Annotated in this window: 9 protein-coding genes; 6 read left to right on the top strand and 3 right to left on the bottom strand. The window is 45.7% G+C overall.

Features of this window, described 5'->3' with window-relative positions; genetic code table 11:
* Positions 1 to 440: 440 nt before the first annotated feature.
* Together fabF and acpP are read right to left on the bottom strand one after the other, a co-directional pair.
* A complete protein-coding gene (gene fabF / locus QUA90_RS29165; protein ID WP_333329550.1) occupies positions 441 to 1,694 on the bottom strand; it encodes a beta-ketoacyl-ACP synthase II in 1,254 nt (417 codons plus the stop codon).
* Positions 1,695 to 1,791: 97 nt separating this feature from the next.
* A complete protein-coding gene (acpP, locus tag QUA90_RS29170; RefSeq protein WP_333082619.1) occupies positions 1,792 to 2,046 on the bottom strand; it encodes an acyl carrier protein in 255 nt (84 codons plus the stop codon).
* 383 nt (positions 2,047 to 2,429) lie between these two features.
* Here acpP and QUA90_RS29175 point away from each other — a divergent pair, with 383 nt between their 5' ends.
* From QUA90_RS29175 to glmS, 4 genes are all read left to right on the top strand, one after another.
* Positions 2,430 to 3,335, top strand: coding sequence for a CoB--CoM heterodisulfide reductase iron-sulfur subunit B family protein (locus QUA90_RS29175; protein ID WP_333329547.1), 906 nt, complete (start codon positions 2,430 to 2,432; stop codon positions 3,333 to 3,335).
* A gap of 341 nt (positions 3,336 to 3,676) precedes the next feature.
* Positions 3,677 to 4,888, top strand: coding sequence for a chloride channel protein (locus tag QUA90_RS29180; protein ID WP_333448650.1), 1,212 nt, complete (start codon positions 3,677 to 3,679; stop codon positions 4,886 to 4,888).
* 598 nt (positions 4,889 to 5,486) lie between these two features.
* Positions 5,487 to 5,732: a photosystem I iron-sulfur center protein PsaC gene (gene psaC / locus QUA90_RS29185; protein WP_015175986.1), complete on the top strand. Its 246-nt coding sequence runs from the start codon at positions 5,487 to 5,489 to the stop codon at positions 5,730 to 5,732.
* Positions 5,733 to 5,891: 159 nt separating this feature from the next.
* Positions 5,892 to 7,814 carry a glutamine--fructose-6-phosphate transaminase (isomerizing) gene (gene glmS, locus QUA90_RS29190; RefSeq protein ID WP_333448651.1) on the top strand — a complete coding sequence of 641 codons (1,923 nt, stop codon included), beginning with the start codon at positions 5,892 to 5,894 and terminating at the stop codon, positions 7,812 to 7,814.
* Positions 7,815 to 8,380: 566 nt separating this feature from the next.
* Here the strand turns inward: glmS and QUA90_RS29195 are convergent.
* Positions 8,381 to 9,460: a DNA sulfur modification protein DndB gene (locus QUA90_RS29195; protein WP_333390287.1), complete on the bottom strand. Its 1,080-nt coding sequence runs from the start codon at positions 9,458 to 9,460 to the stop codon at positions 8,381 to 8,383.
* A gap of 193 nt (positions 9,461 to 9,653) precedes the next feature.
* Between QUA90_RS29195 and QUA90_RS29200 the strand changes: the two genes are divergently transcribed.
* The gene (locus QUA90_RS29200) at positions 9,654 to 10,499 is read left to right on the top strand and encodes a TnsA endonuclease N-terminal domain-containing protein (protein ID WP_333390290.1); all 846 of its coding nucleotides are present in this window, start codon (positions 9,654 to 9,656) and stop codon (positions 10,497 to 10,499) included.
* The gene (locus QUA90_RS29205; RefSeq protein WP_333448652.1) at positions 10,496 to 10,903 is read left to right on the top strand and encodes a hypothetical protein; all 408 of its coding nucleotides are present in this window, start codon (positions 10,496 to 10,498) and stop codon (positions 10,901 to 10,903) included. The genes QUA90_RS29200 and QUA90_RS29205 overlap by 4 nt, the downstream gene beginning before the upstream one ends.
* Positions 10,904 to 10,953 lie beyond the last annotated feature (50 nt).

Below are 10,953 nucleotides of genomic sequence, written 5' to 3' on the forward strand. Positions count from 1 at the left end.
CCGTTTTTATCAACAAGGTATGCGGGCCGCAACCCTTATACAGTCTATCTCGTAGACCTCTTTGTCACCCCCCCAGCCTTCTATGAAAAAACTAAGTTATATTAAATCGGCTTCAGTAGTTGTCATTCTGAGTCCTGAATGAACTGAAGAATCTCGCCCTTTCGGCAACGCGCTGACTTCGTTGCGCTTGACTCATGACAAGTAAGCGTTTGGAGTCAAGCGCTCGCGCGGACATGATATGAGCAACGGCTAATCAAAAAAAAGAATAGCCAGAACTCCGCAGGAGTTAAAGTGCTGCGGGGATCTCAGGCGCGATCGCATTATAGGTTGGGTTAATTTGATTTACTTAATAGCCGATCGCCCAATCTAAAATTTATCTAAAAATTAAAAGGTAAAAAATTAATTTTTTACCTTTTAACTCTCGATTTTCAAATTGCCCGTTACTGAACAAACTTCTTGAATGCCAGAGTCACGTTGTGGCCGCCAAATCCAAAGGAATTCGACAGCGCCACATCAACTTTTAGAGCGCGGCTTGTATGAGGAACATAGTCCAAATCGCACTCAGGATCGGGATTTTCCAGATTAATTGTCGGCGGGATTTTGTCATTGGCGATCGCCATTACCGTCGCCACCGCCTCAATTCCCCCAGAACCGCCCAAAAGATGGCCGGTCATCGACTTGGTAGAACTAATTGCTACTTTGTAAGCATGGTCTCCCAAAGTCTTTTTAATCGCTTTCGTTTCCGTAGAATCGTTGGGAAGCGTGCTCGTGCCGTGAGCGTTGATATAGCTCACCATATCCGGCGTCAAACCCCCATCCTTGAGCGCTAAAGCCATCGCCCGCGACGCACCTTCCCCCCCCGGTACCGGAGAAGTCATGTGATACGCATCGCAAGTTAAACCGTAGCCGACGATTTCTGCGTAAATCTTCGCGCCACGCGCCAGAGCGTGTTCCATTTCTTCTAGAATCAGAATGCCAGCACCTTCGCCGACGACAAAACCATCACGATCGCGATCGAACGGACGAGAAGCATGAGTCGGGTCATCATTGCGAGTCGAAAGCGCTCTCGCCGCAGCAAAACCCGCCACGCACAAAGGTGTCACCGCAGCTTCCGTACCACCGCAAATCATGGCTTGCGCGTAACCCCCCTGAACTAGGCGAAACGCATCACCCACGGCATTTGACCCGGCAGCGCAGGCCGTCACCGTGCAAGAGTTCGGCCCCTTAGCACCCGTTTGAATTGCCGTCAGACCCGCGGCCATATTCGCAATCATCATGGGGATCATAAACGGGCTGCATCGATCGGGGCCGCGAGTCAGATATATCTCTTGCTGATCTTCCAAAACCTTTAAGCCACCAATGCCAGTGCCAAGAATGACACCCACCTGTTCTGCGTTCAGGTCATTAATCTCCAACTTTGCATCAGCAACAGCTTGTTTGCTCGCTGACACCCCAAATTGAGCAAAGCGATCCATCCGCTTTGCTTCCTTGCGCTCTAAATAGTCGTGTGGGTCGAAACCCTTCACCTCTGCGGCAAAGCGGCAGTCGTGCCGCGACGGGTCGAATAAGGTGATCGGGCCTATACCATTCTTCCCGGCAAGCAACCCGTCCCAATATTCGGACAAGGTATTGCCGATCGGTGTAATCGCGCCGAGACCTGTGATAACAACGCGCTTACGCTCTAAATTTGTCATGATTTCAGTTTCAAAAAATTAAACACCCAGAACGCAGAACTAAAGAGGAGTTTCCAGTTTTATAACTTCTCTCCTCTTAGGGGAAAAGACAGGTATTTTATGCTTTTGGAGCTGCAAGTTGGCTGCTGATGTAATCTACACAAGCTTGAACCGTAGTAATTCCTTCGGCTGCTTCGTCGGGAATTTCAATATCAAACTCTTCTTCCAAAGCCATTACCAGCTCTACTGTATCTAAGGAATCTGCTCCTAAATCATTAGCAAAGTTGGCTTCCGGCTTGACTTCGCTCAGCTCGACTTCCAGTTGCTCTTTCACAATTTTCTGGACTCTAGCAAAAATGTCGTCTTGGCTCATAACATCGTGTCCTCATTGGTTGCTGCGTATCTAATCTTATCCGAAAGGGGGATCTGCAGGACAAAGGCTGGCCGCTTTTCTAAGTGACACGGGCCAGGGACAATTGGGACACGGACGATCGCAGCAACTCTAGGACTCAGGCAAAAAAACCCAATAGCCCAAAATCAATCATCTCGTTTAGCCACCTGATAACGTTGAGGAAGCGGATTTTTGGTCGATGGTGCGTCAGTCATCAACTCAAAATGCTTGAGAAAAGCTGACAATTGGCTCTTAGCTAGGCGGTGATCGGTTAATTATAAAGAGGGAAAACTAAGCAGGAAGCCTCCCGACTTCGATCGCTCAAGTTTCTTTTCCCGAACCTTGTGTCCCCAGCAGAAACGATTATGCCATCCCAAAATCTGAAATATGCTTATTTTCCCGGTTGCGTTGCCCAAGGGGCGGCCCGCGAACTTTACCTGTCTACAATGGCGCTGACTCAAGCGTTGGGGATTGAACTGGTGGAACTAAAGAAAGCTTCCTGCTGCGGTTCTGGCACTTTCAAGGAAGATTCGCAGTTACTCGAAGATACTGTCAACGCCCGCAATATTGCTTTGGCTGAGGAACTGAATCTGCCTTTGCTGACGCATTGCAGCACTTGTCAAGGGGTCATCGGTCATGTGGACGATCGCCTCAAGGAATCTCAGAAAACCGATCCCAACTACATAGAGAAAGTCAACGGTTTACTGGAAAAACAAGGCTGTTCGCCTTATCAAGGCAGTACCGAGGTGAAACATCTGTTGTGGGCGATCGTTGCCGATTACGGTTTGGAGGAAGTGCAGAAGCGAGTCACCCGAAAGCTTTCGGGCTTGAAGTGCGCGTCTTTTTACGGGTGCTATCTGCTGCGAGCTCAGGATAAGCTGCTTTACGATGACCCCCACCAACCGGAATCGATGGAAAATGTGTTTCGGGCGATCGGGGCAACTCCGGTTTACTATCGAGGGCGGACGCAGTGCTGTGGCTGGCCGTTGGCCAGTTATGCCACTAACCAATCTTTTCAGATGGCAGGCAAACATATTCAAGATGCTCTTGACAATGGCGCTGATTGTATGGTAACGCCTTGTCCGCTTTGTCATTTAAATTTGGATTCGCGGCAGCCGGAGGTGGAAAAAGTAATCGGGCGCAAATTGGGTTTGCCGGTGCTGCATTTACCGCAGTTGGTAGCTTTGGCTTTGGGTGTGGAGCCGAAAAAACTAGGACTCGATCGACATATTGTTTCAACTAAGCCCGTGTTAGAAAAATTAGGCTTGTAGTCGATCTATTTGCAGCAGTTTGCAGCAAGCCCTAATTATCAAAAATTTTGCAACAGTTGGTATAGGGGCTAGTTCACCCAAATCCTTGCTAAAAGCCAAAATATCAAACAACAAGTCCTTACAACTGTTGCACAACTTTGGGAAATTGGCATAAAGACTTGAGTTTTTTCTCAAATCAAATCCGGTTAGATCGGAATTATACAGAGCCCGCGAGCCGAAAGCTCGATCGGGCTCATACATTTTTGAGTCAATAGAAGATACAGACCCAAAAAACAGTATACTATTATACAAAATAGTTTTTAAGACTTCCTAACTGCCTAGTTAGGGACAAGGAATAAGCAATGAAACGAAACCCAGTAAATCTCACACGTTCGGTATTCCTATGGGCAATGCTAGGAATCATTTGTGGTTTGTTTGGTGCAAGTTATTGGATATTTTTGTCTTACATGATGGTGGGATTTGAATATTTTAGTGGACATTCTCTACTAATCATCATGCCGCTTGCGGGTTTGCTCATCGGTTTGCTCATTCATTGGCTGGGAAATCCTGGCGAAATAGGGTTGATTATTGACAATATTCATCTCAATGGTGGGCGGTTACCAATGAACGAGAATCCTTCTATGATTCTGTCGTCGCTAATCAGTATTGCAAGTGGAGGCAGTGCTGGTCCAGAAGCACCAATGGTGCAAGTAACAGGTTCAATTGGTACGTGGTTAGCCGATCGCTTTCAATTGCGTGGAGAGGCACTACGAACTTTGAGTATTGCTGGCATGGCATCTGGTTTTACAGTTTTGTTCGGCGCTCCTTTGGGTGGTACTTTTTTTGCTTTAGAAATCCTGCATCATCAGAATGTTGTGGAGTATTTTGAAGCAATATTGCCTGCGGTCGTGGCAAGTTGTGCAAGTTACACCATTTTTGTAGCAATTACCCAGCTTGGCATTGGCCCTACGTGGCATTTTCCTCAATACAATGTGGACAGCCTTTATGACTTTGGCGCCGCGATTGCTTATGGAATCGTAGGTGCGATCGTGGGGTGGCTTTTTATCGCTGTATTTCGCAGTGTTGGTCGCTTGTTTGATTCGATACGCGGTCCAATCTATGTGCGAACTACTTTAGCCGGGCTAGGACTTGGCGTTTTATCAGCTTTGTTTCCACTCACTCGTTTCTTTGGTGAACATCAAATTGAAAAAATTGTTGAGGGAAACTTTTCTTTGGGAGTTCTCTTAACTTTAGTTATTGCTAAAGTGTTTGCCATAAGTACGACCGTAAATGGAGGCTGGCGGGGGGGGATTATCATCCCACTGTTTTTTATAGGAGCCTGTTTAGGAAAGGCTATCGCTATCATTAATCCCGCCTCCAACGAGACTTTGGCAATGATTTGTGTAATGGCTGCTCTGAATTCAACAGTTACTCGAACTCCAATTAGTACAACTCTGCTACTCGCCAAGTTGACAGGATTTAGCACTTTTACACCGATTCTCTTCGCTAGTCTCGTGGGTTTCTTCTTGGCTCCCCGATCTCCCTTCATTACCTCACAGCGTAAAGTTGATTAACAAACGGCTAGAATTCCTCTAATAGCTCGGTGTACCGGCGAAAAATACGTGCATTTTGCGAGTGTCGAGTCTAAAGGCTTCTGCCATTACAACTGCACCAATGGCATCAAACAACATCTAGCCGTTGATACCAGTCAGCTTGCCGTTTTTTATCCATTGCACAAAAGCCAGTGTGTCCGATGACTGTGGCTTGATTTAAATGTTGAGTCACAACCTCGATTATTTTCACACTCGGGCCCGTCAATATTCCGAAGATTACCATTCTGCAAGGGTAAGGGGTATCACCCGGATAAGATCATCGCAGTTTGGTCAAGAACTTTGAACCCACTCTCACCAATCCTACTGCCAAACTCAATTTGTATTTAATCAGGCTGATGCTCAAACGGTTGGCGAATCATAGAGATCCCAAAAGGGTTCCATAAGACTCCCATGGTGAATAACTGTGAAGTTTTGTCGCTTTTTCGCGAAGTGCTTCCAGGCACTGCGGTAGACTAACCTTTAATTCTCTGTGCAGGCTATAGCGGTGTCACCTCGCCGTCAAATCTGTTCACTTGCAGAGCCAGCAAATTTTTAGTGACTCGTTGGGAGCCTTTATTCAATGTCTCATTCAGTCAAAATTTACGATACTTGCATCGGCTGCACTCAATGCGTCCGCGCTTGTCCGACTGACGTTTTGGAGATGGTGCCCTGGGATGGCTGCAAAGCAGCTCAGATTGCCTCATCTCCCCGCACCGAAGACTGTGTAGGCTGCAAGCGGTGCGAAACTGCTTGCCCCACCGATTTTCTGAGCATCCGGGTTTACCTGGGAGCAGAAACCACTCGCAGTATGGGTCTAGCCTACTAAATATCGATCGACACACCGATCGAATTACGGGTACAAAAGAGGGGGCAATTTAATCGCCCCCTCTTTTTTGTCGCGGAATCTGCATTCTGGGGCCGGAAGAAGGTAAAAATGATAAAACTTGAGTTTTATTGCGATCGCTAAGCAGGAGTAGTACGTTAAATGTGCGGAATCGTTGGCTATATCGGCACGCAAGCAGCAAGCGAGATTTTGCTAGCAGGATTAGAGAAACTAGAATACCGGGGCTACGATTCAGCGGGCCTCGCTACCATCTCCGAAGGAGAAATTACCTGCATCCGAGCCAAGGGCAAATTGCACAACCTCCGGGAAAAGCTAGCAGAGATAGACTCTCCGGCTCCCATCGGCATCGGACACACCCGCTGGGCAACTCACGGCAAACCAGAGGAATATAACGCTCACCCTCACCTGGATAATAGCGGGCGAATTGCGGTAGTTCAAAATGGAATTGTCGAAAATTATCGCGATTTGCGGCAAGAATTGAAAGCAAAGGGACATAACTTTGTCTCGGATACCGATACAGAAGTTATTCCTCATTTAATAGCTGAGTTTTTTGCAGAAGCAAAAAGGGAGAACGAAGAAGAAAAAGAGAAAAAACCCCAAAAAATTGCTGATTTGTCCTTTTTGGAAGTCGTTGCTAAGGTGGTAAATAGGTTAGAAGGAGCCTTTGCGATCGCCGTTATTTGCGCCGATTTCCCCGACGAAATAATTGTCGCCAGACAGCAAGCTCCTTTGGTGATTGGCTTTGGTGCAGGCGAATTTTTCTGCGCTTCCGACACGCCGGCATTAGTATCTCACACTCGCACTGTTTTATCTCTAGAAAATGGCGAGTTGGCAAGGCTAACTCCGATGGGAGTCGAAGTCTACAACTTTGCAGGAGAAAGGCTGAAAAAAAGCCCGCGCATCCTTGGTTGGAGTCCGGTTTTAGTCGAAAAACAAGGCTTCAAACACTTCATGCACAAGGAGATTTACGAACAGCCCGCCGTAGTCCGAGCTTGTTTGGAGGCTTATTTAGACAGCGAGTGGCAGCCGGGAAATCCGCGCTCTCCCATCAACCTCAACTTGCCCAATGAACTTTGCGCCGATGTCGAACAAGTTTCGATTCTCGCCTGCGGAACGAGCTGGCACGCCTCGCTAATTGGCAAATATTTGTTGGAACAATTAGCTAATATTCCGACTGCGGTGCAGTACGCTTCTGAGTACCGCTACGCGCCCGCACCGCTGACAGCAAATACTTTAACTATTGGGGTAACTCAGTCGGGAGAAACGGCGGACACGCTGGCTGCTTTGGGGATGGAACAACAGCGCCGCGCGGGTTTTACTGATAAATTCCGGGCGAGAATGTTAGGCATTACTAACAGGACTGAAAGTTCGATCGCCCACATGATGCCGCACGTAATCAACACCCACGCTGGTATAGAAATCGGCGTTGCTGCGACTAAAACTTTTGTTACTCAGTTAATGGCATTCTATTTCTTAGCTTTGGATTTGGCGCACCAGCGGCAAACAATCAGCACTGAGAGATTGGCAGAAATTATTACTGGTTTGCGCCAGTTGCCGGCAGAAATTGAGAAGTTTTTGGAGATTCAAGAACAGTATGTGGAGGAATTGTCCCACCAGTTTACAGAAACCCAAGATTTTATCTTTTTGGGGCGGGGAATTAACTTTCCGATTGCTTTGGAAGGGGCGCTGAAACTGAAGGAAATTAGCTACATTCACGCCGAAGGATATCCCGCCGGAGAGATGAAACACGGCCCGATCGCCCTTTTGGATGCGAAAGTGCCTGTAGTGGCGATCGCCATGCCCGGAAGCGTCTACGAAAAGGTGCTTTCCAACGCTCAGGAAGCGAAGGCGCGTGACGCCCGTTTAATTGGCGTTACGCCCAAGCAAGGTGCGGCGGAAGCCGATATTTTTGACCACATTTTGCCCGTGCCTTTGGTGGATGAATTGTTGTCACCGATTGTGACAGTGATTCCGCTGCAATTGTTGGCTTATCACATTGCAGCCCGTCGGGGTTTGGATGTGGATCAGCCACGTAATTTGGCTAAGTCTGTGACGGTAGAATAAAGGAAGTCATTAGTCATTAGTCATTTGTACAAGGAGAATAGTTAGATGAACTAAAGAATAGTTAGTTGAACTGGAGAATAATTAGCTAAACTGGGCAGAGAGGTTGGTAGCTCCCACATCTGTATAGAGGAAGCGATCCCTGCTGAGTATATTACTGGGCTGAACTTGCTACATCATGGCTACTAGCTTGCTCAGCCAGCGAGCAGAAATTCTGGTTCTACTCAGGAAATTGCTTCCTAATATATGCCCAGGTTCTAGTTCAACACTCTTCAGTAGGCGAAAAAGAGTTTACTGTCTGCTTTGATGCCAAGGGGGAAGATCAACATATGACAGATGCTGCTCTTGACGCAAATATAGACTCTCGTCCTATTTTTGATGTAGAAATTTCCCATTGTAGTAATCCAAGGAAAGTAGAAAGCTCGGTAAAAAGCTCACCGGATTTATAATAAATAGAATAACTCTTATAATTTTGGTTTTAATTTGTTAAATTTATAAAAAATATACTTATATTTTTTAGCAAATAGGATAGATCTAACTGCATACTTATGAATAAAAAACCTGTTTTTTTAAGAAAAAAATTTTTCTAATTCCTCTTCTTGTAAAGTGAATGGTAAACCAAAATATTTTTTTACGTATGCAGTCATTAAAATAACACTATTAAGAGATTTAGAAATACGATTATTAATAATTATTCTACCCTTCCATTTTGGGTTAGAGCGTGACCAATCAATCTGTCGTAACTTTTTTAACTGTGCTTCCCAATCTTTTGGATGAAGTGAAATTAAAGCTGCGCCTAAATGACCTAATGCAGCTAGAGTGATCGCATGACCATGAACATAGTCACGGCGTATAGTCCCTGAACTTACTTTATTCTGTAGAACTCTGTTCCAATCAGGAATATTGGCGCAAACGGCATTCCAGTAACGAATAGCTAGTTGAATTTGCTCCGTTAACTCATCATCTTCATGCTCCACTAAAAGTGCTTGAGTAGCATTCTTGATTGCACTTAACGTAAATAACTTTTGAGAACGCATTGGCAAACTGCTGCGTTCCACCTCTGTTAAGTAGTTGAATACTTTAACACCAGCCATCACAGCCTTAGCGATCACTGTGGGGCGATCGCGATAGCTCACCTGAAAGCTATCTAACTCATCTGGTTGAAATTGAATAATGCGATCGCTCAGATTACTATTTTTCTGGAAACGTTTGCTATTTACAGTTTGATAAAAAATTACTGGAATATAGCTTTCCGCCAATTCAGGTCGCTCTTGCAAGGCAAGTTTGATCGCATCAAGACGACGCTGACCCTCAGCAACAATCAAAGGAAAATCTGCCGAAACCGTTATCTGGCCTATATCTTGATTACCAGGCGTTTCATCAAGAGGCTGATAAGTTAGATCGCCATCAATGATGGCTACTATTGGCGCAAGTGCTTGGTAAATGGGACTACCCAGAACATATTGAGCATCGTCTGAAAGATAAGCTGGCTCAGGATTAGACTGAGTTCTCATTTCAGCAGGAATAAGCTCTTCATCAAATAAAAATACCTTCAAAATCGTGCTCACCTGACAACGAGTGATATAAAACTCTCGTCCCCCCTGAATCCCTCGAATAACACCAAAAACAAAGTTAAGGAATGAACTCATAGTTTACTTTCCAGTGAGGCACAGCCATCTGGGAGGCTTTTCCAACTTCTCGTGTAAAAAATCGCCATTGGCTTTAGTTCCACTTATCTACATTATTTGGTCTACCCCGATCTTCCCACATCGTTTTTCTGTATGTTATTTAAAACAAACAGAAGTATGTTATATTTGCCATAACCGATTGCAGGAGGCTGCTATGGCTAAACGCCAACGTGCTACCACCCAAAAAAGTATCCAGAACCGGATTCGCGAAGAGCGTGGACAAGGCCAAGGCTCTGAATATGTTCCTTGGCTATTAATTCAGGATGTTCCCTCTCAAGGTCTGGCAACCAGAATCAAGGGATGGAAGGCTCGCCGAGTTCATCATCTAATGAGTAATCAAGAGTTAAACTATTTCTACGTTCTGGAATGGTCGCCAATAGTTTGCGACATTCGAGAACAGTACCCACTACTGCCCTTGGAAGAGACATTAGCGATCGCGGAGCAGTGTGGCATAGCCCATCCCAAAGATCCAAAAACTCAAGAACCGATTGTCATGACTACTGACTTCTTGATCACAGCCCGCCAGAAAATTGGCACAATCGAGCAAGCACGAACCGTTAAATCATCTCAAGATTTGCAATCCCAGCGAACCCTGGAAAAGCTAGAGATAGAACGCCGTTACTGGCAGGAACGAAGTATTGACTGGGGTATTGTCACTGAAAGAGAAATTCCCGAAACACTGGCAAAGAATGTGGGTTGGCTACATCCTCTGTTTTCACCTGAAGACCTTTCTCCCCTCTCAAGCGTTGAAATTAATCGTATTGCTACAGCACTAACTTTAAAGATATCCAAGCATCATGTCTCGCTGAGTGATATCACTTCTGAGTGCGACGATCTATTGGGTTTGTCTCCTGGCATTAGCTTGTCCGTAGTGCGTTACCTAATCGCAAATCGACAATGGTTAGTTGATATGAATAAACTTATTCAGCCCAACCAACCGTTGACTCTTTTAGCTGAACCTTTAATCGAGTCCTACCAAACCGTGGGGGGTGCTGGATGAATCTCTACGTCAATATGTTGTTGGAGTGGTACGACGAACAAGCAAAAGCTCATATCGAGCGTATCTTGTGGATTGATCCCTCTAGAACAGATGTAGCAACAATTGAGATTAACGATCCGAAAGCTCTTCCAAAGTGGCAAAAGTGTAAAGACTTGGAGAATGTGATCGGCAATCAGGAAGCTCGCTTCTTGGAAGTCGATCCCTATGCTGAATTACTTCGCCCTGAAAATACGATTCCTGAACATTACCGCCAACATAGAGATGATGCCTGGGATGTTATTGAGTCCATCGTTAAGAGTGAGAATGTATTCGATCCAAGAGTACGAGGCCCTCTGGTAGAGGAAGCAGTTAAGCGCAGCGGGTGTTCTAAAGCCACAATAAGCTGTTGCACATTTAAACTGTGATACAAGCATTACCCTTATTTTTAATTTTGCGACCCCATTTAATTATTAAT

Source organism: Microcoleus sp. D3_18_C4 (assembly GCF_036702355.1).
GTDB lineage: Bacteria > Cyanobacteriota > Cyanobacteriia > Cyanobacteriales > Microcoleaceae > Microcoleus.

Coding starts and splice junctions, on each gene's coding strand:
- fabF (WP_333329550.1), bottom strand. CDS start 1,694: ATGACAAATTTAGAGCGTAAGCGCGTTGTTATCACAGGTCTCGGCGCG.
- acpP (WP_333082619.1), bottom strand. CDS start 2,046: ATGAGCCAAGACGACATTTTTGCTAGAGTCCAGAAAATTGTGAAAGAG.
- QUA90_RS29175 (WP_333329547.1), top strand. CDS start 2,430: ATGCCATCCCAAAATCTGAAATATGCTTATTTTCCCGGTTGCGTTGCC.
- QUA90_RS29180 (WP_333448650.1), top strand. CDS start 3,677: ATGAAACGAAACCCAGTAAATCTCACACGTTCGGTATTCCTATGGGCA.
- psaC (WP_015175986.1), top strand. CDS start 5,487: ATGTCTCATTCAGTCAAAATTTACGATACTTGCATCGGCTGCACTCAA.
- glmS (WP_333448651.1), top strand. CDS start 5,892: ATGTGCGGAATCGTTGGCTATATCGGCACGCAAGCAGCAAGCGAGATT.
- QUA90_RS29195 (WP_333390287.1), bottom strand. CDS start 9,460: ATGAGTTCATTCCTTAACTTTGTTTTTGGTGTTATTCGAGGGATTCAG.
- QUA90_RS29200 (WP_333390290.1), top strand. CDS start 9,654: ATGGCTAAACGCCAACGTGCTACCACCCAAAAAAGTATCCAGAACCGG.
- QUA90_RS29205 (WP_333448652.1), top strand. CDS start 10,496: ATGAATCTCTACGTCAATATGTTGTTGGAGTGGTACGACGAACAAGCA.